The 26,082-nt window shown below is 42.8% G+C and carries 20 protein-coding genes; 19 read left to right on the top strand and 1 reads right to left on the bottom strand.

Annotated elements, in window-relative coordinates; translation table 11 throughout:
* From KKZ03_RS19440 to KKZ03_RS19380, 13 genes are all read left to right on the top strand, one after another.
* The gene (locus tag KKZ03_RS19440) at nt 1–354 is read left to right on the top strand and encodes a hypothetical protein (RefSeq protein ID WP_243218401.1); all 354 of its coding nucleotides are present in this window, start codon (nt 1–3) and stop codon (nt 352–354) included.
* 193 nt (nt 355–547) lie between these two features.
* Entirely contained in the window at nt 548–2,401 is a 1,854-nt protein-coding gene (locus tag KKZ03_RS19435) for a GDSL-type esterase/lipase family protein (RefSeq protein ID WP_243218400.1), read from the top strand.
* A 215-nt stretch (nt 2,402–2,616) separates the two neighbouring features.
* Nucleotides 2,617–3,192, top strand: a complete 576-nt coding sequence (locus KKZ03_RS19430) for an HK97-gp10 family putative phage morphogenesis protein (RefSeq protein WP_243218399.1) — start codon at nt 2,617–2,619, stop codon at nt 3,190–3,192.
* A 4-nt stretch (nt 3,193–3,196) separates the two neighbouring features.
* A complete protein-coding gene (locus KKZ03_RS19425; RefSeq protein ID WP_243218398.1) occupies nt 3,197–5,239 on the top strand; it encodes a tape measure protein in 2,043 nt (680 codons plus the stop codon).
* Nucleotides 5,236–5,583 carry a phage tail protein gene (locus KKZ03_RS19420; protein WP_243218397.1) on the top strand — a complete coding sequence of 116 codons (348 nt, stop codon included), beginning with the start codon at nt 5,236–5,238 and terminating at the stop codon, nt 5,581–5,583. The genes KKZ03_RS19425 and KKZ03_RS19420 overlap by 4 nt, the downstream gene beginning before the upstream one ends.
* Nucleotides 5,580–6,263 (top strand): phage minor tail protein L, encoded by a 684-nt coding sequence (locus tag KKZ03_RS19415; protein WP_243218396.1) that lies wholly within the window; start codon nt 5,580–5,582, stop codon nt 6,261–6,263. Before KKZ03_RS19420 ends, KKZ03_RS19415 begins: the two co-directional genes overlap by 4 nt.
* Nucleotides 6,263–6,976 carry a C40 family peptidase gene (locus tag KKZ03_RS19410; protein ID WP_243218395.1) on the top strand — a complete coding sequence of 238 codons (714 nt, stop codon included), beginning with the start codon at nt 6,263–6,265 and terminating at the stop codon, nt 6,974–6,976. The genes KKZ03_RS19415 and KKZ03_RS19410 overlap by 1 nt, the downstream gene beginning before the upstream one ends.
* Nucleotides 6,963–7,547 carry a hypothetical protein gene (locus KKZ03_RS19405; RefSeq protein ID WP_243218394.1) on the top strand — a complete coding sequence of 195 codons (585 nt, stop codon included), beginning with the start codon at nt 6,963–6,965 and terminating at the stop codon, nt 7,545–7,547. The genes KKZ03_RS19410 and KKZ03_RS19405 overlap by 14 nt, the downstream gene beginning before the upstream one ends.
* Entirely contained in the window at nt 7,544–11,974 is a 4,431-nt protein-coding gene (locus KKZ03_RS19400) for a host specificity protein J (protein WP_243218393.1), read from the top strand. The genes KKZ03_RS19405 and KKZ03_RS19400 overlap by 4 nt, the downstream gene beginning before the upstream one ends.
* Nucleotides 11,975–12,178: 204 nt before the next feature.
* Complete coding sequence (locus KKZ03_RS19395) at nt 12,179–13,675, top strand: ISNCY family transposase (RefSeq protein ID WP_243216937.1); 1,497 nt, start codon at nt 12,179–12,181, stop codon at nt 13,673–13,675.
* 167 nt (nt 13,676–13,842) lie between these two features.
* Nucleotides 13,843–17,190 (top strand): hypothetical protein, encoded by a 3,348-nt coding sequence (locus tag KKZ03_RS19390; protein WP_243218392.1) that lies wholly within the window; start codon nt 13,843–13,845, stop codon nt 17,188–17,190.
* 1 nt (nt 17,191) lies between these two features.
* Nucleotides 17,192–18,160, top strand: coding sequence for a hypothetical protein (locus KKZ03_RS19385; RefSeq protein ID WP_243218391.1), 969 nt, complete (start codon nt 17,192–17,194; stop codon nt 18,158–18,160).
* Nucleotides 18,157–18,486 carry a hypothetical protein gene (locus tag KKZ03_RS19380; protein WP_243218390.1) on the top strand — a complete coding sequence of 110 codons (330 nt, stop codon included), beginning with the start codon at nt 18,157–18,159 and terminating at the stop codon, nt 18,484–18,486. The genes KKZ03_RS19385 and KKZ03_RS19380 overlap by 4 nt, the downstream gene beginning before the upstream one ends.
* 172 nt (nt 18,487–18,658) lie before the next feature.
* Here the strand turns inward: KKZ03_RS19380 and KKZ03_RS19375 are convergent, their stop codons facing one another.
* A complete protein-coding gene (locus KKZ03_RS19375) occupies nt 18,659–19,666 on the bottom strand; it encodes a tyrosine-type recombinase/integrase (RefSeq protein WP_243218389.1) in 1,008 nt (335 codons plus the stop codon).
* 83 nt (nt 19,667–19,749) lie between these two features.
* Here KKZ03_RS19375 and dusA point away from each other — a divergent pair, with 83 nt between their 5' ends.
* The 6 genes from dusA (at nt 19,750) to KKZ03_RS19345 (ending at nt 26,074) form a co-directional block, all read left to right on the top strand.
* Nucleotides 19,750–20,730, top strand: a complete 981-nt coding sequence (dusA, locus tag KKZ03_RS19370; protein ID WP_243218388.1) for a tRNA dihydrouridine(20/20a) synthase DusA — start codon at nt 19,750–19,752, stop codon at nt 20,728–20,730.
* Nucleotides 20,731–21,100: 370 nt separating this feature from the next.
* Nucleotides 21,101–21,643, top strand: a complete 543-nt coding sequence (folE, locus tag KKZ03_RS19365; protein ID WP_243218387.1) for a GTP cyclohydrolase I FolE — start codon at nt 21,101–21,103, stop codon at nt 21,641–21,643.
* An 8-nt stretch (nt 21,644–21,651) separates the two neighbouring features.
* Complete coding sequence (hemH, locus tag KKZ03_RS19360) at nt 21,652–22,620, top strand: ferrochelatase (protein ID WP_243218386.1); 969 nt, start codon at nt 21,652–21,654, stop codon at nt 22,618–22,620.
* Nucleotides 22,621–22,683: 63 nt separating this feature from the next.
* Complete coding sequence (locus KKZ03_RS19355) at nt 22,684–24,279, top strand: DNA mismatch repair protein MutS (protein ID WP_243218385.1); 1,596 nt, start codon at nt 22,684–22,686, stop codon at nt 24,277–24,279.
* Nucleotides 24,276–25,478: a formate-dependent phosphoribosylglycinamide formyltransferase gene (gene purT / locus KKZ03_RS19350; RefSeq protein WP_243218384.1), complete on the top strand. Its 1,203-nt coding sequence runs from the start codon at nt 24,276–24,278 to the stop codon at nt 25,476–25,478. Before KKZ03_RS19355 ends, purT begins: the two co-directional genes overlap by 4 nt.
* A gap of 8 nt (nt 25,479–25,486) precedes the next feature.
* Complete coding sequence (locus tag KKZ03_RS19345; RefSeq protein WP_243218383.1) at nt 25,487–26,074, top strand: lytic transglycosylase domain-containing protein; 588 nt, start codon at nt 25,487–25,489, stop codon at nt 26,072–26,074.
* The last annotated feature ends 8 nt before the right edge of the window (nt 26,075–26,082 follow it).

Genomic DNA, 26,082 nt, shown 5'->3' with positions numbered 1-26,082 from the left:
ATGACGTCTCTCATCGCAAAGCTAAAAAAATCACGCGAAACGGAAGTACAAGCAGGTAAATTTACATTTACTATCCGTAGGCCTACCGATCTTGAAGTAGTCAACCTGCGTAGCCAGATTCTAAAGCAGGGCGATATCATGGCACAGTTTGTTGTTGACTGGTTGGGTGTTCATGAGCTGGATATTATTCCCGGCGGTAATCCGGTACCGGTGCCGTTCGATAGTGAATTATTTATAGAGTGGGTAGCTGATCATCCAGATTTTTGGTCGCCACTAACTGACGCGATCTTAACTGCTTATTCAGCACATCAAGAACAGGTTGCATCAAGCCTGGGAAAGCCCAGCGCTGGATAGAGTCCAGCAATCTGCCAATAGACCAAAAACCACCGCCTACCGATTTTGAATTGGCAATAAAAGCCTGGGATATGTTGGGCGGTGAAATCGATTGGGCGGCCTTGCCTTTAATTGCTGAGCTGCTTGGTATTGTTGATATCGAGATGTTGATCAACCAACTTATATTAATCCGAAATTTTAACCGGAACTAATCATGACTACTACCGTTAGACTATTACAAAAATACACACTTTCCGGAGTACCTTATGCAGCCGGTGATTTAGTTGCGATTAATGACACAACAGCCGCACAATTAGTCACGGGTAAAATCGCTGATAGTGATAGCAATGCAGTCAATCGAGCGCTGTCTGAAGGGGAAATGCTTAAATTTCCGGAAACCGATGCACTCACTTATTTTTTAGCAGAACCAGTGCCTGAAACCATAACTCCCCGCACCTCAATCGCCGAGCTAACCAACATCGGCGCAGAGAGAGTTGGGAAGAGGATGTTTTTGGAGGGGAGTGAGGTTGGTGGTAATAGCAATATAGCTAAAAATATATTGTTATTAGGAACATCAATAACAAACATGACCTCAGCCTCATTACGTACTACCGATTCTACCCCTCAACCAAACACAGAGCTATACAACTCAAATGGCTGGGCGTTCTGGATGTCTGCTGCGTTAAAGTTTCCATTTGGTAAACTAATTAATAAAGGTGTTGGTGGTAACAAAGTTTGGCAAATGCGAGCTAGGTACGCTTCTGATGTTGCAGCAAATTTTGATAATTTTGACTTACTAATATTTGAACCCGGCCCTAACGATTACTCAGATGACTCTTATTTGATAGAGCAGATGATTCTTGATTATATCTATATCATAGAGACTACGTTAAGTGCTGGAAAAACTGTAGTAGTGCTATCACCTAGCCCAAGTAATTCACCCAACTCTACTACCAACCCTACCGCTTTAGGTGTAATTAAGCGCCAACAATTACTATCATGGTTAGCTGGTTATATAGCACTATTGGATAATGCAATTTATGTAAATACTGATAGCATACTTGCTGACCCATCAACAGGTTTATTCCAGAGTGAATTTACTACTGATGGCGTACACCCAAATACATCAGGCGCAAAAGTAATGGGTATTCAGGTAGCGAGGTCAATTAAAAACCTTGTTTCACCTACCTACATACATCTTAACCAAAGATCAGATAGGCAGTACCTACCAAATCCACGGTTATCTGGAAACAATGCTAGTGGTGCAAATAACTTTTATGCTGGTTCTGGAATTACGGTAGCTGGTGGGCCTGATTCGGTATCTATTGCAACAACAAAAGGTACGTGGGTAGGTGGCACAAATACAGTAACTATTGCACCATACATTGCCTCTGGGGAAGAAGACCATACATTTGGTGGAACACTAATTACAATAGTTAATGCGCCCTCAGATCAAGCATCAATTACCTTAGATTTTGGATGTTCGGCAAACACTTTAGCTGGTACTCAGTATGGGTATATCAATGGCGCTAAAGGCTGGTCACAGTCTACAGCAATGAAGTTAGGAGATAATGTTAGAGCAACTGGCTTTACTACAGGATTTTGGCAATGTATAAAATCAGGTGTCACAACTACTGGAACTGTTCCATTGCCTACATCAGAATCCAACTACGGGCAATCAGTATTGGACGGGACTGTTCTATGGGTATGGAAAAAACTACCGGCAGCAGGTGATATATTTCAAGCGGATTTATCTTATGAAATAAAGAGCTTATCTGGAAGTATTGAAGTAGCCGCTGGAGCTTATCTAGTTGGCGTATCAAATACGGTTGCTGAGGCATATGGGGTAGCTCTATTCCCTAAATATGACAACACAATGGGTAATCCCGGTTCTGGCTATCCGGGTAAATACATACCGAGAGCTGGTGTCCTTAGATCACCTGAAATTACATTAATACAGCCAACCGGCAATCCAATTAGATTTGCGTATGTATCTGTGCAAATAATATTAATGGCGGGAAGTTCAGCGACTATTTACATACCCGAAGTGAATTTAATCAGATTATGACCCTCCTCACAGAAACCTTCACAGCCCTCACAACATCAGAAAGCCTATCCAGCGTGTCAGATGCAAGTGTATATCATTTGGCGCGTGGGAATGTGGCATGGGCTGTGTTGATGTGATTGTTACTATTTAACCAAAAATCCAAGGACGGATAAACAAATTCAAACAAACCCAACCCCTTAATTGGGGTTTTTTATTGCCAAAAATTTAATAAAACTATGACTGATTTTAGTGTTCGTATTCGCGGCATCGCTGAAATCCAACGCGCATTATTTCAGTTTAATAAACGCTTGGGTGAGCGTGTGACCCGCTTGGCTATGCGTAAAGGTGCCAATTATATGCTCAAAGCTGTCCGCTCTGCGGCACCTGTAAAATCGGGCAGGATGAAAAAAGCCATCAAAGTTAGAGACTCAAAAATACATACGATTCGCAGAAATGGCAACGTAGGTGTTTATTTAAAAATTAAACCCGGTAAAAAACGTGACGATACCAGTGGTGCCTGGTATGGAAAATTTGTTGAAAATGGTCGTAATACTGGCAGTGCCCACAATACCGGTGCAGCCGCTGCAAGACAATCAATTGGTTTAGGTAGTGGAGCCCGGCTTAGACGTGACCGCCGCTTTGTCAATGCAACTTACCGCCGCCCCGGTGCGGGTCGTAACATCCCAGGTAAGCATTTTATACTCAGTACGTTTAATGCGACCTCCCCTACTGCGCTGGCAATTATGGTAGAAGCGTCCGAAGTTGCCATGCGCCACCTGGCTCATGAGCTTAACTTAAATATAACAGGATAATGATATGGCTCTTGGCGTAACAGTCGATTTTAATGCACACCTGGGTAACATTGCCGGGCAGATCGATACTATGAATCAGCACCTAACCCGTTTTGAGCGTCAAGCACAAAGCACCGGCGCTTCATTAAAAAATACCTTCGTTGGCATGGCCGCCGCGTTCAGCTTTCAGCAGGTTGGCTCGAAATTGCTTGAGACTGTTGTCCAGGTACAAAATTTAGAGTTACGACTGCAAGGCTTGTCAAAATCTACCCAAGATTATGCAGATATTGAAGTATATCTGGCGAAAGTATCAGGTGAGCATCATAAAAGCAGCCTGTTATTAGCCGATTCATTTTCTAAATTATTGAGCATTGAAGAAGCAGGATCAATTAGTCGCGGGCAATCAAAAGCTATTCTCGAGGGCTTAAGTAACGCGCAAAGTAAAACTGGCGCTACTGCTGAAAACTTGGGGCAATCCATGGCGGGCTTAACTCAAGCGCTATCATCAGGCACATTGCAATGGGAGGAAATGAAACAGGTTACCGAGCCCATTCCCGGTTTAATGACCAAGATTGCCAATGCCGCAGGATTTGTCGGGGAAAGCGCTGTTGGTGATTTCAAAAAAGTAGTATCACAAGGGCAAGTAACATCAAAGTTATTTGCCGACATATTACCAATAGCACTATCAAAATATGAAGGTGCCGCCGCCAAAGCCTCTGAAAATATATCTGCAAAATATGGGGATATTGAAAATGCCTGGATAAAACTGGCAACAGCGCTTGAAAAACCGGTAGCAACGACGGTTTCTACTGTGCTTGATGCGGCAACGTGGCAGCTAAACGAGTTTGTTATTCAAGCAAAATATGCCAAGTATCTTTGGGATAGTATGTCTAATACACCGGCTACGCATACCGGTGATAACGGCATGGTAGTTGATTTAACTGGTAGAGCCAAGCCGCCAGTTGTTGCTGCACCAACCACGCCGGCTCCATTCGGAAAAACCCCGGAACAGATCCGCGCCGAGATTGAAAATAACAAAGGTAAAGATAAAGGCAAAGGTAAAAAAGAACAACTTAGTGATGAGCAAAAGGCGGTTAACAAACTAGCTAGTGAATATGATGCCTTGCTTGCATCAATGCAAAAAGAAGTCGCATTGCGGGGTGACAATAGCAATGCAGCAAAAATGGAATACGATCTTATTAATAGCTCGTTGTCCGGACTCAATCAAGGCCAGAAACTAAAACTGCTTAATCTTGCTGCTGAAAAAGATGCCATTGTGCTTAATACCAAAGCCTATGAAGAATATGACCAAATCATCGCTGACGGTATTGAGCTGGCAAAAAATCAACGAACAGCTATGGGCTCTGATCAAGCTCGGCTGTCACAAAAGTTTGATGGCCCCCGCTTAGATCTTAATGCCGGTATCAATGATGCAATGGATGCCAGGGCCTCGGGCATTATCCCCGACGACGCTAAATTAAAGATTGTACTTGACAGGATGGGTCAAGACTATAACGATCTGACATCAACCGCAAAAGATTCAACCGATAAGATGAGTGAATATGCAATTCAAGCCGCACGTAATATGGAATCCTCATTTGCCAACTTTTTATTTGACCCGTTTGCCGAAGGCATGGACGGGCTGTTAGCCGGTTTTACCAATACTATAAAACAAATGGTTGCCAATGCCGCCAGCGCCCAAATCATGGAAAGCTTAATGGGCAAGACCGGGGTAAAAGATGGTGGCGGCTTATTGGGCATGGCATTTACCGGGATAAAAGCGTATGCCGGATTTGCCAACGGCGGTGATCATCCAGGAGGTTACCGGATTGTTGGCGAAAATGGTCCAGAACTTGAATATACCGGACCCAGTAAAATTTATAACAACTCGCAAACCAAAGCACTGTTATCCGGCGGCGGTGGCGATGTGCAAATCAGCACACAAGTAACCGTCTCCGGAGGCAGCAATACTGGTGATAATAATATGGCTGCACTCGGTGGGATGATTAATGCCCGGATACGTGAGGTTATCATGACTGAGAAACGCCCAGGCGGGGTACTGGCATGACAGCACTTCCGTTTCCCGAAAAAATACACAGTAGCGCCACTGCCTCATTAAAGGATGCTATTTCAATACTGGCCATGGGCGACAATTACCAACAACGCATTGAAACCGGCTTAAATCCTCAGCATGAGGAGTGGTCGATCATGTGGCCAGCATTAACAACCGCTGAGTTTCATGCGGCTATGGCGGTTTTAAATACTGTCCGTTGCGTAAGCTCAATGACCTGGACAAGCCCCGTCGATGGCATCGTTAAAAATTATGTCGTGCAACCCAATAGCCGATCAGCCGTGTCAGTCGGTATCAAATGGAATCTCTCATTATCACTACGACAGGTATTTGAGCCATGAGTATTAATGCAGACAGTCACAAATTAACCCCTACAGCAAAAATCGATTTATACAGTGTCGATCTTAACTCTATCGGCGTTGGCGAAGTACATTACTTTTACGCAGGAACTTCAACAATGAGCGCCCCCGTTGTTTATCTAGGCGATACTTATACTCCGTGGCTTGTCAAGGTATCAGGTATCGATAAGCGCGGTGGCGGCAGCTCTCCCAGGCCCACCATTGAAGTGGGTAATGCTAATCGATTGATAACTGATTTATGTGCCACCTATCAAGACATGGTGGGTGCAACAGTTCGGCGTAGACGTACCTTGGCAAAATATCTACTCGCTAATACCGCTGACTTTATCGATGAGCTTTACCTTATCGAGCGGAGAGCCGAAGAAACCAATGAATCAGTTAAGTTTGAACTGGCAAGCCCCATGGATTTTCTGAATAAACAATTGCCCGGTGTATTAGCGTTGGCGACAGGTTGCAACCATCGTTACCGCCACACTGATAGCGGATCTGGTTGTTCATGGGCGGGTACTAATTCGGCAAAATGGTTTAGCGCAGTAGGCGACCCTGTATTGACCAATACCGCTGACGTTTGTGGCAAACGCTTATCAGATTGCAAGTTACGTTTTGGCGCAACCAATCCGTTAGATTATGCGGGCAATCCCGGCCTTGGCAGGAGTAGCTAATGCAAGATCAAGTGCTTAGTAAAATTCTTGCTCACGCTGAACGTGATTTCCCCCGTGAAGCGTGTGGACTAATTATTAATACGGGCTATAGCTACACGATAATTGAGTGTGAGAACACCAGCCACGAACCAGAAAGTTCTTTCCTGATCGACCCCTTAGTTTACGCACAGTGGGCTGAACAAATTGCTTGCGTGTACCACTCACACCCTAATCAATCGCCTGAACCATCACCTGCTGACATCGCCAGCTCTGAGCGATGCAGAGTCCCGTTTATGATCGTTGGTGTACCAAGCGGCGAAGTATTTACTTACACGCCATCAGGGGTGTTAATCGCACCCTATGAAGATAGACAGTTTGTTTATGGCGTGATGGATTGCTTAAACTTGGTTAGCGATTATTACCGCCACAAATTAAACATCATTATCAATGATGGCGAGCGTAAAACGTGGGGCTGGTGGCAAGACGCACAACATGAAACCGCTTTTGTTGATGGCTTTATTGCCAATGGCTTTGTCAGAGTTGATGAGTTACAGCCGGACGATATTATTGTTATGCGACTTGGTGGCGGTTGCCCGAATCATGCCGCCATTTATTACGGCAATAGTTCAATACTTCATCACCCAAGCCGAGACTGCAACTCACGCATTGAAATGTATGGGCAATACTGGCGACAAAATACCGTTTGTTATTTGAGATATCATGAAAAAAATTAAACTATTTGGCGATCTGACTGCGTTCAAGGCAGATTGGGAATTGCATGTAAAAACGCCCAGCGAAGCGTTAAGAGCAATCGAAGCCAACAGACCAGGCTTTTTAATTGCCTGCAATCAAGGTGATTATGTAGCATTGTTAGTTGACGAAACCGATCCTGAAAATACGCGACAGGTAACACTCGATAATGCTGTTACGGCATGGGGCGACGAAACATTGATGATACTGCCCAGTGCTGGCGGCAATGAGCCTATTTCGTTGACTGCTATGTTTATGGCGATTGGGTTTACAGCGTCAGCGGCGGCTATAGCCGTTCCAATAGCAACAATAGTTTTAACAATGGCAATAAGTTTAACAGTTTCTGCTATCGCAAGCGTCATTACTGGTAGCGGGGGGAAGTCTATGTCGGCAGGTGAAACAGAAAGTTATCAAAACAGTCCGTCTTTTGTCTCTAACGGCGCAGTTAATTTACTGAGAGCCGGCAACCCCTATCCGCTATTGGTTGGGCATGTACAAGATGCGGGTTCTATCGTTTTATCATCAAATTATTGGGTTGAGGACATTGCACTATGAGTAAGCAAATAGGCGGAGCAAAAGGCGGCGGGCAAGGTAGCGCAGAACCGCGTACCCCTATCATTCAGGCAGACAGTGTACGCTCAAAGGCGATGATCGAAGTGGTTGAAGCGTGGGGATGGGGGCAAATAGGTGGTTTTGCTACCGCTGACCCATTAATGTCGATCAAGTTAGATGGCACACCAATAAAATCGCTTGACGGTACACTTAACTTTCAAGGCATTAGTATTGACTACAGATTAGGTACGCAAGATCAAGCCTACATCCCTGGTACATTGGAAGATGCGATAGGCTCGCCTGTTTCAGTCAATACGCCTGTAGTTTTTGCCACACCGATTACCAAAACAATCAATGATGTAACTACGGATGCGGTACGAATTATCGTTACCTACGCGGCGCTAATTAGTCAAAACAGCACCAATGGTGATCGTAGTAGCGTCACTGTTGAGCTAAAAATAGAAGTAAGACCCTTGGGTGCTACTGGCTGGATAACGGCTGATTTGCAAGGTAGAGGCAGAATACACGATAAGATCGAAAGCCCTTATCAACGTGCCTTTACCATCAATCTAAAAGCGATTGATAGCCTTGCCACGTCTTACGATATTCGCGTTAGTCGCGTTTCGGCTGACCCAATTAGCAACGGCACTATTTCTGAACAATCTGCTTTTCAGTGGGATAGCTATGTCAAACTGACTTACGCAAAATTACGACGACCCAATATTCCGCATATTCGCATATTATTTGATGCGCGTTATTTTAAAAGCGTTCCTGTTCGCAGTTACGATCTGAAAGGTGCGCTGATCAAAGTACCCCCTGCATCTGTTTATAATCCCGTCACTAGAGAGTACACAAATGTTGATTGGGATGGACAAAGTATGGTTATGGCATACTGCAATTGCCCGGCATGGATTCTTTATCATATCTTAACGACGGGCGGCATCGGTCTTGGCGCTGAAATAAATCAAGCGTATCAGGATAAATGGTCAATCTTTACTATTGCCAAACGCTGCGATGAAAAAGTACCAGACGGTGCAGGCGGTCAAGAGTGCCGCTACTCGCTTGATGCTCAATTTATGACCCAAGTATCGGCACATGAGTTAGTCAATCAAATCGCAGGAACATTTGACGCAATGCCACTGTGGGATGGAAAGTCTGTTTATCTGACTCAAGATGCACCCAAACCAGTGTCATCACTCTACTGCCCTGCCAATGTGCTTGACGGTCGCTTTGTTTATCAGGGTTCAGCACGGCAAACACGTTATACAGCAGCATTGATTCAGTATAACGACTTAACCGATCAATCAAGATTGGCGACTGAATATGTAGAGGACTTTTCTGCTATTGACCGCTATGGTTATCGACCCATTACTGAGACAGCTATTGGTTGTACATCGCGCTCACAGGCACACAGGCGCGGTAAACGACTTTTGATTACCGGTCGCGATGAAACCGATGCTGTTGCCTTTTCGGTAGGACTATCAGGTATCAACAATAAGCCGGGCGACATTATTCGCATTGCCGATCCATTGAAAGCCAAAGGCGCCCGTCTAGGCGGCAGATTGTCAACCGGATCAACAATAACTGTTATCAAGCTGGATAGCGCAGTCATTCTTGAGTCTAATAAAAGTTATAAACTGGCAATTATTGGTAATGATGGCGTCGTAGTTGAGTCGCCTATTATTACTGCCGCTGGCACAGTCAGCACAGTAACAGTAGGTAATGCGTTTCCCGCTGCACCCGAAGTCGAGCTTGAATTTATTGTTTATGTTCAGTCGGACGTATCACGGCTGTTTAGAATATTAGGCATTGCTGAAAACGAAGATGGTCAGCAAGGGTTCTACACAATCTCGGCAACCCAATATTCCAGTACCAAATTTGCCGATATTGACAGCATTGCAGATTTAACACCTCTTGCCGTTAATCCTTATCAAATAACCTCAGTTGCGCCGCCGTCAGGAATTTTGGTTAATGAGGGTGTTTATACCGGTATTGAGGGACTGATACGCTATCTGGACATATCGTGGTCAGCATCAAATGACATGCTGTTACGCGGTTATCATCTGATTTATCGACACAATGGCATAACGCTATTTGATAGCGAAATAACAGGGCAAACCTATCGTATTGTCAACCCGCTGGCAGGCTCTTATGAGATTACTGTTAGCTCAGTTGCGGTGACCGGAAGATACTCAACCAGCGTTACGGTAACACATGAATTAGGTGAGTTGTACCCAATTGAGTCAGTACATGTGACCAACTTGGTTTTAAAAGGCAACACAGGTGCTACCTTTTCAGGGAAAGAGCCAGAATTTACTTGGGATACCGATGCGCTTGCTGTATTGGGATTTTCGACAACCTTTGCGGCGGGAGCTGGTGGTCAGTCGCCATGGTTTCGGGATTTTCAGATTGATATTTATGATCCCGATGATGCGACTATTCCAGCGCCAATAGTTCGCACAGAATTTGTTACTGAATCTGCCTATGTTTATACCTATGAAAAAAATCTACTTGATGATGGTCCACACCGACGAGTCAAGGCAGTTGTCAGAGCGCGTGACAACTATGGTCGCTATAGCGCGGGGATGACAATAATAGTTGCCAATCCTGCGCCGACTGCCATTAACCCCCTTTCTGTTAGTATTTTTGCAGGCTACAAGTCACTAATCATTAAATACACTAAACCATCTGATAACGACTGGCTTGGCGTTGTTGTCTTTGTTAGCACTGTGTCTGGCTTTACACCAGCGACAACCAATAAAGTATTTTCTGGTACTGATTTGTCAGTGGTTATCCCAAACTTGACAGAAGGCTCCTACTTTATACGCTTGGCAGCTTACGATGCGTTTGGTAGCGAGAATGACTACGTATTAACTACAGATGAGTTTACCAAAGCAGTTGGGAACCTTGATGCTGCGAGTCTATTTACTTGGATACGTTACGCTGATACACCAACAACCGGAATGGCTAATGTCTCAACCAACAAAAGCTATATCGGTATCGCTTATAATAAAGCCAGCATGACTGAAAGCGAAAGCTATGCAGACTATGAGTGGAGCAAATCTACTGGACCACAAGGCGAACAGGGGGATCAGGGCGCGGCTGTTAGGCTCGTTACCAGCAGAACTGCTGATTTTGCCTCTATAGATAATGCGCTGGTCACACCAGCACAGGCGAGTATCACCTTTACACCACTAATGAGTGGCATTGTCCCAACAAGCTATGCCTGGACATTTATAAAGCAAGATGGCTCGGCACTGACACTTAACGCCCCTTTTGATGCTACAACTTCAACAATAACAATTAGTTCTGCAAATTTCACTCAAGGTGATAGCGCAAGAAAATCACTAAAAGTGATTTGTAAGATCAACGGTAATGCTAACTATGTCGATGAAACCACTATATCAAGATTGGATAACAGCACAGCGGGAGCGGGAGCCAATAAGACTTATGTGGATGACAATGGAAATATACAAGGCGTATCTTCTGGTGCTGGTATACCTGTAAGCAATGCTGTTGTAGAATCAGCCATAGGTAAGAATAAGTGGTTAGTAAGACGCTATGATACGACTATAAGCATAAATACATCCTATACGGTTCCTACATATGAGGTTATAAATAAAGCAACTTTGGGCTCATCTACTTATTACGACAGCACCGCCACTAACTTTTCATTTGGTGCTGATGATTATATCGGTATAGCAAGTTGTTCAATTTATTCTGCAACCGCTTGGACTTGGGATTTAACAGTTAACCATGATGATAATGGCACTATTTACATAAACGGTGCACAGGTCTATTCTCATACAATAGGAACGCAGTCAGTTTCGCTAAGTATACCTGCTGGCTGGTGTACTATTGAGCTACTGTGGGCAGAACAGACAGGTGGCGATAATTTTTATATATCACAAGCTATAAGCGCAAGAGCAGAAATTAGCCAAATGTATGCCGCCATTAATAGCAATAGTGGTCAGATTGGCTCTGCTGCCAATACAGCAGCGTGGTTAAAGATAGCTAATCGCCCCACTGCTTTGGTAGACGTAAATGACTCAACAATTATTGACAACTCTTTAGTCCGTGTAGGTGGGACAAATCTTCTACAAAATAGTGGGCAGTTTGCAAACTTAGATTATTGGAATAGTAACGGCAGTATTGTAAGTTTAGATACGACTGTCCTATACGCTGGCTATCCTACAATGAAAATTGTAAACAGTGGCGGTGTTAATCATATTCCCACTTTTATGTTGAAGGCTAATACAGAGTACACAATCAGTGCTTTAGTCAAAGGTTCTTCGGCTTTAGCAGGGGGTGATGACACTACTTTGCATATCCAGAATTGGAAAATCAATGGTGAAAAGGATGCTCAAGGTAATGCTCTTATCCATTGGGAAACTACTCTCAACTACGATACTAATGTAACTAGTGTTTGAACGGTAATAAATTATTTAATACAAAACAATAAGTTGCGATAAAATAGGCTATTGAAAATCAAATAACAGCCTATTGGCGTATAAAATGCTGAATTTAAGTAACTTGCTGATAATTATGATTATTATTTTCATCGAAAAGGGCTTGGCAAAAGCTACCTCCCGGATAAGCGCCTCAGCTTTCAAATTCTCGTTGGAAAACTCCCGATGAGAAAGGTATTTTCTCCACAAATGAGCATCGGTCAACGCGATATTGCTGATATCAAAATAGATGTTTCCTCCCGTGATGACATTCCGATCATCTTGCTGGGCTTGCAACACATTTATACGACTCAGCCATTAAGGGATGCTGTTTTTAAAATACTGGAGGATGTGGTGCCTACTAAAATTGACGCCGAAGTGACAAAAATCGTTGCCATCGACAAAGGCCGCCCCGGTATGAATCAATGGTCGATTTTGGTGTTAGGATCGCTACGCGTAGGACTGAATACAGACTATGATCGCATTCTGGAGTTGGCCAATCAGCATAACACCCTACGTGAAATGCTCGGTCTTGGTTGCTTTGATGCCGACAAACGCTATCGCCTGCAAACCTTGAAAGACAATCTCAAGCTGTTTACGCCAGCGATCATGGCGCGTATTAGTACTGAAGTTATTCGAGCCGGCTATCAATTACTGGATCTGGATATTCATGCGCTGATCAGAGGCCGTTGCGATTCTTTTGTGTTAAAAACCAACGTGCATTTTCCAACCGATATCAGTTTACTGCATGATGCGATCCGGATTCTGATTCGGACGTGCGTCAAATGGAGCTTGCAACATGCCTTGCCTGAATGGCGATTGCATAAGCACAACCTGTCTAAATTTAAAAGGCGGTATCGCACGCTGCAAAAACTCAAACATTCCACGTCAAAAAATGACGCTATCAAGGCCGCCAAAGCACTTGAGATCAAACAGGCCTACCAGGACTATATTGATTTGGCAGGGTTTTATCTTGAGCGCACTAAAGCCAGTATGTTGACGTTAAAAAATCACTTTCACATACCAGAAGTGTTGCTTACCGATCTGAGCACTTTTAGCCTGCATGCCGAACGTCAAATCGAGCAGATTAGACGTCGCGCTATTCAAGGAGAAACCATTCCCCATGATGAAAAAGTCTTTTCCCTGTTCCAGACCCACACCGAATGGATCAGCAAAGGCAAAGCCGGAGTCCCGGTTGAACTGGGCTTGCGGGTCTGTATCATGGAAGACCATCAGGGCTTTATATTGCACAGTCAAGTCATGCAAAAGACTACCGACGACAAAGTCGCCGTGCCGATGGTTAAAGCGACTCAAGTAAAATTCCCAAGTTTTAACGCCTGTAGCTTTGACAAAGGTTTCCACAGTCCGGCCAATCAAACCGACCTGAAAGCCCTCCTTGAGCAAGTCGTTTTACCCAAAAAAGGCAAGCTATCCAAAGCCGACCAGAATCGTGAATACACCGCGGAATTTAAACAGGCAAAAAAGCAACATTCCGCCGTAGAATCGGCTATTAATGCGTTAGAAGTACATGGGCTGGATAAGTGCCTTGATCATGGCATTGAAGCCTTCGAGCGTTATGTTGGCTTAGCCGTGTTATCGCGTAACATTCAAAAGCTCGGCACAATTAAACGCGACATGGAACGGCTAAGGCTTGTTAACGAGCAACAAAAACTAGCTGCCTGACGCTTTTTTGAGAACAGCCAACAGGTTATCCACAGGAAAGGTGCGCTTATAATTTGTGATTATTAGAAATAATTCTGAAAAACTGATGGTAAATCAGAAAATAAGTCGTTTGTTCCACTCCGGAAAGATTTTTCCAAAAAATATTTCCGGATGTTGAGCTGGTTTTTTTGAAAAGTGGCTTTTTCGTTCAGGCACTAACTACTGAATGGAAAACTATTCATAAAACATTCAGAACAGTTGCTAGCCCTAATGCTACCTACGGGCATTTTTACTTTTTCCCTTTAGAAGATGGCTTCACACTCAACGTAGCATCGGCAAAGCTTGAAGAAGGAAATACTTATTCTGCATGGTCGCCTACCGTTGCTGAAATTGCCAACAGTCTACTTATCCCAAGTATCACTGCCGCAGCAGCCAATGCAACAGAAGCGAATACAGCTATTGCCAATATTTCAAGTAATTCTGTTTTTAGCCCCAATGAAAAGATAGCGATAAGGCGTGAATGGGAGGATATTTGGGCTGAAAAAGCTGTGATAAGAAGTCAATGCGCAATGTATGGAATAGATGATGAGGCTTACTGGAATACAGTAATTGATCTAGCGACATATTTAAATGGCAACAACTGGTGGGACGCCTGGTCAAATTCGTATGTCCTACCCGCATGGATAAACGATGAAAACTTATCATTAAGTACAGACATTGTTAGCGCAACATTTAACAACTATTTCTCTGTATATTATTATTGGCGAGTTTCGACAATACAAGCTATTACTGATTCTGCAGCAACAAGAGCGAACTGGTCTGTCGTTTCAGGAGAGGGGAAACCCGCTGACAACGCAACAAGAAATGTTTTTAGAAACGCTTGGCTTACAGGCACAGTTTACGCGCTTGGCGATATAGTCTTAGATTCAATAGGTTATGGTTGGTCATGTGTTCAGGCACATACCTCCAGTGCGTCTGTAAAAACACCAACGTATTTAGCTGGTAGTGACAATAAAAACACCTATTGGTCACTTTTCATTTTGAAAGGTGAAACTGGACAAATAGGACTGCCTGGAAAAGATGGCTTTGTTTTCAACCCTGTTATTGATGCTGACTTTGCAGGGAATACTCTACCAACTGGTTTTACTTTCCCTGGCACGGTAGCAAGCAGCGATTTTAATACGGCAACCAGAATTACCAACACGGTAGCGGATCAAAAGTTGGTAATCAATGGAGGCTTTAACCCTGCCGACAGCTATATAATTATTATCAGAGTTAAGTGGGTTGCGGGAGGTTGGGAAGGAAATCTATATTATTCCAATACTTTGCATGGTTACTCTGCAACTCAGAATATTTATATGCCACAGCCAGTATTTAATGAGTGGACGTTAATTACCATCGACACCAGAACACTACCTGTTGACTATATTTCAGGTGGGCTTATAACGATACTTGATTTTGACTTTATCAACAATGTTGGCGATAGTGTCGTCCTTGATTACATCATGGTCGGTAAATATGGCATACCAAGCCTTAGCGGTATTGACATTAAAACCAAATTACAGGAAGTAATCAATGACCCACTGATTACTCCATTAACCTTTAATGCCGATGCCTTTGTTATCAATGTTAATGGAATTGATAACCCACCATTTATCCTTGGTAATATTGCTGGCGCACCTGCATTGCTTCTTGATGCCAGCGTTTCAGTGACAGGTCCACTATCTGCATCACAAATCACATCAGGCAAGATCGCGGCAACAGAAAAGCTAACTATTGGCAACGGCAGTTTATTGATCGATGGTGGTAGTACGGGTGATGCCAGCATTATCGTCTACAAAGGTCCAGAAACTATCGTCAACCGCGATTTGGCTATTTTAAGCAGCGGCGATCTGTCGTTTATGAAATACAGGGAAGGCGCTTATCGCACCTACAAGAATGTTCAACGCGTAGTTTACGGGGTTGCGGAAAGTGGAACAACGGTAACCATTGATGGTTGGTGGGATGCTCAACCTATTATACAAGTTAGCACATACGCACTGACCAGTTATTTAAAAGCTTATGGAGCGCAGGATCAAAGTTGGCAGATTAGAGCCGACAATTTACGAGAGGTAGCATCAACAACAGTTGGCGTTATAACTCAACAAGGGCTTGCGCTGATAGGGTCAGCAGAGACTAAAAATAATACTGGCTATATCTCTAATATTGGTAGCTCAACTGGCGGCAAACAAGCTTATGCTGGCAACACAATAACTGAAGATTGTTATATAGAGTTTAAGTTTGATTCTGCTCCCTGCTCAATTGGGTTTAGCATAGGCGCTTCAAATCCAGCAATAGATACCATCAACTATGTGATGGCATTAGCAGCTGATGGCTCTCTAGCTATGAAAGCAAATGGAGTAACACTTTTAGCTGGCGGTATTTTTCCACTAACTAATATTTGGCGCATTTATAGAATAGGCGCTGAGATCAACTTTGCTAGAGTTAATAATGGCGCTGTAAGTTATAGAAAAGCTGTTATACCAGTTGGTGAAGCTATCTCTGTAGATTCATACTTAGGAGCGGGTAGCGCAATATCAGGCATTAACTTCTGGAAAAGATTACCACCGGCACCTTCGGGTAAATGGCAATTCGACGCGGTAGCAGACTTAACGCTGTCAAATAGCTCAGGCAATACAGTAGTCACCTCACAATCTGGAACTACTGGCGTAAACGCTTGGACTTCCGGTGAAAGCGCGTTGATAGCCAATACGGTTTCTGCGACCGTTGCTGTTCAATTCAGCAGTGTTCAGGGCACTGGAACGGGTACTTATGGCTATTATTATCGTAGCGTAACATGGACTATTCAGGGCTGGAACGGGTCGTCATGGATAAATTTGGCGACCAAGACGAGAGCTGTCACAGCAGCGGAGCATGGCGTGTCAATCGTCGATACTAATGCGGTAAATCTTACCTCCACTTATACGAAAATTAGGGCTTACTTTTCAGTGGCAAATACCAATGGTACGGGTTACTCATTAGGCAGTGATGTTTATAATTACCAAGAAGTGTCTAAAGATATTACTGGCGGAAGTGACTCAGCTTTTGGAAGCGGTAATGTAAATACATTTGCTTCAGGCGCAACAAGTTTAACTTATGATTTAGGAGACGTTACACCATCTAGCGGATTTGCTATACATGAAGTAACCTATACTACAAATTGGACACTATTCGCAAATAGTTCTCAATCGGCAGCTACATTCGGCATATCCTCTACAGGGTTTTCAAGAAACACCCAAGCGGGTGCTACATTGCGGGGGTCGCTTTCAGCAAGTGCTACCAGCTATGACAGGTATTTTTGGAAGGCTGCCATTAGCGGTTATGGCACTTGTTTTGGCAACTGTAATACATTACACGCTACGATCAAATCAAGGCAATTAATTGTTAATTCAGCGGCTATATCCAACGACTTTACCTTTTCGTCTTACGCTTGGGCAGTCGCGGGCTCAACAGTCCTCGCTAAAGGTTCACTAAACTACATTGCAATAGGAAACTAAAATGGCTTATGAAGCGGGATATATAAAAGTAGTTAACGGTAGCGATCAGGTTGAGGGTCTTGGCACATCGTGGCTCGACTATGCTAAAACAGGGGATACTATTTTTATTGGCGACTTGCCTTACAAAATAATAGCTATTGATGATAATCATCTGTTAACGCTTTATGAGGCATATACGGGTGAATCTGCAGATCAAGCCATATACTCAATAGAAAATGTTGAAAAGCCTGGCAAATATTATCGATTTAATACCACTACTTTAGAGTGGGAAGCTTCAGCACCAGCGCCGATAATCCAAGAATTAGTTGTCATAATCGGTTTCAAAAAACTATCATTTACTTGGTCAGTTCTCGACAGCGTTTATGGCGACGTTGGTTACGAGACAGAGATATGGTCAAGCTTAGCGAATGATTTTGCAACCGCCACTCTGCATAGCACCACAGTAGATAAGTTTTACGAGGCGGTTGGGTTAACGCCAGTGCCCAACTTTTACTGGTTTCGTGCAGTTTATGAGCCAGATGCAATAGTGGGCGTAAAGTTGGCTTCTGGATCGCAAACGCCCATTGCCGTACAAACGATAGATATTGAGCCTAATGCTACTAATGAGTTTAATTTTGGACGTTCGGCTGACGTAGTTACCGCAAACCCACTTGCGCTCACTGCGGTAGCCAGTTTTGTTATAGCAAACACCAGTTTAACTGAGGAATTGCCTTGCTCTGTGCAGGTTAACTCACTACAGGTTTACTCTGCTGGTTTAAAGCAAACGCGATGGGCGTTCTACAATATAACTGATTCAGTATTTATAACCGACACGGCTATCCTAACTGCAATTGAAGAGTTGCCCGTATTAAGTACCTGTTTTGGTGTGCCAGTTAATACTACAAAAACAGTCGCACTTCTATGGTGGGCGGAAGATACCACCGTTTCACTACACTACAGAGATTTTAGACTTATGGCCGTTAAGCGATGAATACAGTACATGGCAATACCGACTTTACTCTGCCATTATTGGCATTGCCGTCAATTGATATTGTCAAAGTAATTACTGAAGCAACCCAAAAACGCTTGGATGATTTTGCAAAAACCAGAAACTATGACAGTATCTTGTCAGCGTGTACTTATGCAACCAGCACAGTTGCTCAATTTGCGGCAGAAGGACAGTATTGCACTGGTGTTCGGGATACAACATGGGCGACTCTATACCAAATATTAGCCGATGTTGAAGCCGGGAACAGACCAGTTCCAACCAGTTATGCTGACATTGAAAGCGAGTTGCCTAACTTGGCTTGGCTGTAACAAGTCATTGTTTTAGTTTGGCATTAAATATCTGCAACCCGCATTATTCGTGAGTGCAATTGTTTTGTAAGATATTGATTTATATACACTGAAAATCATTAAATAGGTGCAATAAAATACAGCTAACTTATTGATTTTTATGTATTGGGCGGTTCTCTCTTAATCCACTGCTCTAAATATCGATATCACCAGGCTGCATATTCACATATCTCTGTAAACTGCTCCATGTTTTATGCAGTGTAATCTGTTGAACTTGCTGAATAGATAGTCCGGCATTGAAAAGCCTTGTTGCTGCTAAATGCCGATAATCGTGAAAGTGTAGGTCATCAATGCCTAGCATCTTACAAGCCCTGGTATGATATGCGCCAATGGTTTTTGAGTTATACGGGAACACAAACTTACTGGTCTTAGGTTGCCTCATGATTATTTTGTAGGCACTCATTGGCAGCTTACAACGAACAACCAAGCCTTTTTTGCGCGGATCTTTAATATCACGAATTAGGCATGTCCTGTCTTCATGTCGAATATCATCCCACTCAATACGCATTATTTCGGACTGTCTTCGTGCTGAATAAATTGCAAACCATATTATATGGAGCATAAATGGCTTATCGAAAAACCATCGTGATATTGCCCATAATTCAGATTTTAATGGTATCCTCTCACGCTTTTTTGAGTGAGCAATCAAACCTTCGGCATGTAATATTCTTCTTGCTGAATCAAATATCGACATATCAATACCTAAATCAATTATGGCACTCATTGTTTTAATAACAGTGTTTAGCCAAATAAGATCATTCCCGGCGGTTTGGGGTTTACATATTGTATTTCTAAATCTTATATGACGAATTAAATCTGATGTTGATAGCTTGTGAATATCGATAGACCCAATATCCTGTTTTGATAGCATGAGTAAATCAGATAATTTTGAGCGTCCAGAAGGGGGGAAGTCTTTTAGATATTTCTCGATTACCTCTCTGATTGGCAGGTATGATTTTTTTGCGTAGACATCTGTTTTCTGTAACTCAACTTCGCGACGCATCGCCCAATCTTTCGATAGCTTCTGTTTATCAAAAGTTTTTGATTCACGATGTACAATGACACCATCTTTTTTGATGACAATTTCAGCTTTATAAACTATGGTGCCGTCTGCCCGTATTCTTTTTGTTATTGATGCCATGCTATTCGGTACGCCTAATAAATTAGGTGTACTATAGGCGTACTGAATAGCAAATACAATCACTTTATTATACTTATTTTTACATGAAAACCCTTGATTTTACTAGACACCGCTTCTGTGTTGCCCCCATGCTCGATTGGACAGATAGTCGCTGCCGTTTTTTTCATCGGCTGATTTCAAAGCACGCCTTTTTGTATACCGAGATGGTGACAACAGGTGCATTAATTCATGGCGATCATCATCGATTTTTACAGTTCAATGCTGTTGAAAATCCTTTGGCTTTTCAGCTGGGCGGCAGTAATCCACTCGATTTGGCAATTTGTGCCAAGATGGTTGAAGACTATGGCTATATGGAAGTCAATTTGAATGTAGGCTGTCCCAGTGACCGGGTTCAGAATGGTCGTTTTGGTGCCTGTTTAATGGCTGATCCGTTACTGGTTGCTGAATGTGTTTCTGCAATGTCTCAAGCGGTTGCCATTCCGGTAACGATTAAATCGAGAATTGGCATTGATGAACGGGATTCTTACGAGGAGTTGGTACATTTTGTGGATACCATTGCCAGTGCCGGTTGTAAAACATTTATTGTTCACGCCAGAAAAGCCTGGTTAAGTGGCTTGTCGCCGAAACAAAATCGTGATGTACCCCCATTGCGCTATGATTTTGTCTTTCAACTGAAAAAAGATTTTCCGCAGTTGGAAATTATTATTAATGGCGGTATTACGTCATTGGATCAGGCTGAGGAAATGTTGAAAAATGTTGATGGTGTCATGATGGGGCGAGAGGCTTATCATAATCCTTATATATTAGCGGATGTTGACAGGCGTTTTTTTGGTGCCGATAGCCATCCGCTTTCGCGTCAGGCGATTGTTGCTGCTTTAATTCCTTATATTCAGGAACAGCTTAAAAATGAAGTGCGTTTAAACAGTGTGTCCCGGCATATTTTAGGTCTTTTTCACGGCGAATCGGGTGCCAGAGGTTGGCGCAGAGCTATCAGTGAAAATGTCAGTCAGTCAGGTGCGGATGAAAAGGTCATACTGGAAGCTTTAAAGTTTACTGAGCAATAAGGTTATTTCCTGTGAATAATATATTTAGCTTGCTGGTCTTTTTATTCATTACTGCATTGTCAAAATAGTTACGTAGCCAGCTACGCGCCAATTTTTCCGCCTCGGCAAGTGCTGCTGCTTTACTCTATCTCCTGCATAATCGACAAGGGGCAGATATTACAGGAGCAAATATCTATCCTTGCAGTCGTTATAAATAAATAAAAATCCTGCGCCACTTTGGACTTTTAATTCTTGGAAATCACCTAAGTTATAAAAGTGGCAAGGGCAAAAAATACTTTTTTTAAAAAATTCAGGCTGTTCAAAATCTGGCAGCAACATAAAATGTAGTGCTATACTTCGGGCTATTTTTTATTAAGTGAGACTGAAAAGCATGGAAGAACATTTCGCCAGAATTATTGAAGCGGTCGGTGAAGATTTGGGACGTGAGGGTCTGATTGATACGCCAAAACGCGCGGCCAAAGCATTCAAATTCCTCAATAACGGTTACGATAAGACCCTGGAAGAAGTGCTAAATGGCGCTATTTTTTCTGCCGATACCGAAGACATGGTTATTGTTAAGGATATCGAACTATACTCGTTATGTGAACATCATTTATTGCCGTTTATTGGTAAATGTCATGTAGGTTATTTACCTCAGGGTAAAGTACTGGGGTTATCCAAAGTAGCTCGTATCATTGACATGTATGCGCGGCGTTTACAAATTCAGGAAAAACTGACTAAACAAATTGCCGATGCGATTGAGCTTTCAACTGGTGCCAGAGGCGTGGCCGTGGTTATTGAGGCCAAGCATTTATGCATGATGATGCGCGGTGTTGAAAAACAAAATTCGGTAATGACGACTTCAGTGATGACCGGTATTTTTCGTAAAGAAATTAGCACACGCTCAGAATTTTTAAATCTGATCAGCAGATAGGTTGGTTTATGGCTACTAAAAAAACAGGTGTATTACTGGCTAATCTAGGTTCGCCAACAGCATCCACAACGCGTGCGGTCAGACGATTTTTGGCGGATTTTTTGTGGGACCCACGTGTTGTTAATTTGCCTCGCCCACTGTGGTGGATAATACTGAATTTTTTTGTATTGCCATTTCGACCGAGCCGGTCTGCAAAAGCTTATCAAAAAGTATGGCATGAAAAAGGCTCACCGTTAACTTACATGACTCGGCAATTAACCGAGAAAGTCGCTGAGCAACTGGACGCTAAAGGTATTGTCAGCAATTATGTAATGCGTTATGGCGAGCCTTCCATGGCAACACAATTAAGAGAGTTTAAAAAAGCCGGCATCACTGATGTTATCGTCTTGCCTTTATATCCGCAGTATTCGTCGACGACCACTGCCTCTATTTATGATGATTTAGTCAAAGAACTTAATCAATGGCGGCATTTACCGTCTTTTCGATTTATCAGTGATTATCATCAGGATAAACATTATATTGCCGCGGTTGCCGAGTCGATTGAACAGGCATGGCGTGAACAGTCAAAAAATGAATTGTTGATTATGTCTTTTCATGGGCTGCCAGAGGTTTTGACTAAATGGGGCGATCCCTATTTTCATCAGTGTCATAAAACAGCCGATTTAATTGCTGAAAAATTGGGTCTCAATGAAAAAGAATGGATGATTGTTTTTCAGTCCCGTTTTGGCAAGGCAGAATGGTTAAAACCTTATTGTGTCGATACCTTGGAAAAGCTTCCAGGGCAAGGTATTAAAACAGTTGATGTGGTGTGTCCCGGTTTTGCTGTTGACTGCCTCGAAACACTGGAAGAAATAGCCATGGAAAATAAATCCATATTTATGGAGTCCGGTGGAACCGCTTATCGGTATATCTCGGCCCTTAATGATTCAGAAGCACATGTCGATGCCCTCATTAATTTACTTGAACTTAAAAATTAAGTAGTTATAGTGGCACAAGATCTGTTTTTTTGATGTCTCGATAAATAAAAAGTTAAAATATCCATGAAAAAAACCATATTACAGGGTTGGCAAGATGTCTGGCCGACTATTAAATCCAGCAAGCCTTTGGCTACCGGTGTCGGCGTTATAGATGAAAGCGCCTTCAATACGATTGAAGTTGACAAGGTATTTGATGCGGTTAATCATGCGGCAACGACGATAGGTCAGGCAGTATTGTATCGTTCTTTAACACAACCCTTGGCTACGCTTGATGAAATTAAGGCCAAGCAGGATGCGGTTGAAGAATTACGTAATAATTCTGCACTAAAAGAGGCTCTGGAACGCATTCTGGAAAACGCCGCATCTCATGAGAACAGCTTTTATTTATTGTTGTTTGGCGAATTTATGGGATCTTTTGGAACCGCCAGAGAAACCCATGAAATTGAAGGTTATGGTTATCTGCAGTACGTAAGAGGTATTCGTTTTATGCTTGAGCTGGTAACCCAAGTTCAAGAAACCGAGTTACCACAAAGTATTTATTTAAAAGACCTGTTTGACAAAATAAAAGCATTTGCGGGCACGCGAGTTTATTCTTTAATGCAAGGCCCGGCTTATATCTCTGAAAATGGCATTCAATCGAAGCAAGAGAGAAAGAACTCGTTTTCACCCGCTATTATTTTCAAACCACGGCTGTTTAAGCCGTTACTCATTGCTCTTTTTTTTGCTGGTGTATGGGCCTTGGCACATTTTTTCCCAACGGATATGTTTAATATTTCCGTTCAGGCAATTCCCACTGCAAGCATTTTCTTTGTACCGTTGTTGTTGGTTTATTTTCCTGTTATTGGTGGTTTTGATCGCGATAGTTGTATTATCCCGTTAAGAAATGAATTTAAAAATTCACCAGATGTTGCCGAAACATTAGATGCGTTGGGTCAGTTGGATGAATTGATGGCATTTATTAAATTTGCTGACGCTTTTGGTAGTCCTGTTGTATTACCGACGTTGATTGATGGCGAGCATCATCGTATCAATCTTGCTGATGCCAAAAATCCCGTTTTGGGTAAAGAAAATCCCGAATATGTCGGCAACGATTTTGTTTTGGAAGAGGATAAACTGGTACTGATAACCGGCCCTAACAGTGGCGGTAAAACAGCTTTTTGTAAAACCATTACGCAAATTCAACTCTTGGCGCAAATTGGCTGTTATGTACCTGCAAAAGCGGTAATGCTGACGGTAGCCGACAGGATTTTTTATCAAGTATCTGAAGTTAGCCATTTAAATGATGGGGAAGGGCGTTTTGGGACAGAATTAAAACGTACCAAAGATATATTTTTGGCAACAAGTCCTAAAAGTTTAGTGGTGTTGGACGAATTGTCAGAAGGTACAACGTTTGAAGAAAAAATGGAATCTTCATCGAATGTGCTGAACGGTTTTTATCGCAAAGGTAACAGTACTATTTTGATTACCCACAACCATCAATTGGTTGATGAGTTTGTGCGTCAGCGAATCGGCTTGCCAAGACAAGTTGAGTTTGCCAACGATGCACCCAGCTATAAATTAATTGCAGGAATTTCCCGGGTTAGCCACGCTGATCGCGTCGCTAAAAAAATCGGCTTTTCAAAAGAAGATATAGACAACTATCTGGCGGATGCAAAATGACCATAGGTACTGCATTAACGGGTAAAGCAACACGTGCTTTGTTGCTGGGCAGTGGTGAATTAGGCAAAGAACTGGCTATTTCGCTGCAACGTTACGGTGTCGAAGTAATTGCTGTCGATCGCTATCATAATGCCCCTGCGCACCAGATTGCTCATCGCAGTTACGTTATTGATATGACGGATTCTGAAGCAATAAAAAAGCTGATTGCACTGGAGCAGCCCCATTTCATTATTCCTGAAATTGAAGCGATTGCAACCCATGCACTTGCTGATATTGAAGCCGAGGGGCAATGTACCATTGTACCCAATGCCAGAGCTATCCAGTTGACCATGAATAGGGAAGGGATTAGAACGCTCGTTGCTGAACAGTTAAAAATTCCCACCTCAAGGTATGCTTTCGCACAAAATTTTGATGAGTTACAAGCTGCTGTTAACAGTGGCATAGGTTATCCTTGCTTTATTAAACCAACCATGTCTTCGTCCGGCAAAGGTCAATCTATGGTTAAAGGTCCTGATCAGCTAAAACAGGCATGGGAGTATGCCAAGTCCAGCGGACGTGTTGATACGGGTAAAGTGATTGTTGAAGCTAAAATTGATTTTGATTTTGAAATCACTTTGCTGACTGTCCGTTCATTAAACGAGAATGGTGTAGTGCAAACCGATTTTTGTGCACCTATCGGGCATGTGCAGGAAAATGGCGATTATCGGGAAAGCTGGCAACCACAAATCATGAGTGCAGCCTCGTTAAAGTTATCTCAAGACATTGCTTTTAAAGTAACCCATGAAATTGGCGGACTTGGCTTGTTTGGTGTTGAGTTGTTTATCAAAGGCGATGAGGTATGGTTTAGCGAGGTTAGTCCCAGGCCTCACGATACCGGTATGGTGACTATGGTGACGCAAAATCAAAATGAATTTGAGTTACACGCAAGGGCTATTTTAGGCTTGCCGGTAAATACTAGTTTGAAAGGCGTAGGCGCCAGTGCTGTTATTTTAGGTGGTATTAATGCCAAAGGCGTTGTTTATGACGGCTTAGCTCAGGCACTTGCTGTGTCTGACAGTGAGGTTAGATTATTTGGCAAACCTGAGGCATTTGTCAATAGACGTATGGGTGTGGCTTTGGCAACTGCTGAAAGCGTCTATGAGGCCAGGCGTAAAGCACTTAAAGCTGCAAATTTAGTGGTCGTTAAAGCGGCGCTTTAGGTAAAAAAATGATAAAAATTACTGTTATTTTATTGACACTATTTCTTTCAAAAGGGGTATTAGCCGATATCTATAAGTATACGGATAATGATGGCCATGTTTACTATACGGATGAGCCTCGCAATAGCCTGTATAAGCTCATTATAAAATCAAAAGCCGTCAGTTATTCGCCAAAAAATGACATTATAAAAACTCAGAATTTTACCGGCACCAATAAAAAAAGATTTACCGACCTTATTGAGCAAACGGCCTATCGACATCAGGTTGATGCCAAATTGTTACATGCCGTTATTCAAACAGAATCAGCTTACAACTCAAGCGCCCAATCTCCAAAAGGTGCAGTAGGTCTGATGCAGTTGATGCCTGATACGGCAAGACGTTTTGGTGTTATCGACCGTAATAATCCCGATCAGAATGTTGACGGTGGCGCACGCTATTTAAAACATTTAATTACCCTGTTTAATCCAAATCTGGATCTTGCTGTTGCCGCCTACAATGCCGGTGAAAATGCTGTAATACGCTATAAAAATTCAATTCCACCGTATCCTGAAACACAAAATTATGTGAAACAGGTTTTGGCTATATATCATCAATGATCATTTTA

Origin of the sequence: Methylobacter sp. S3L5C, assembly GCF_022788635.1 — a bacterium.
GTDB lineage: Bacteria > Pseudomonadota > Gammaproteobacteria > Methylococcales > Methylomonadaceae > Methylobacter_C.
This window is presented reverse-complemented; position numbering and strand designations above follow the sequence as displayed.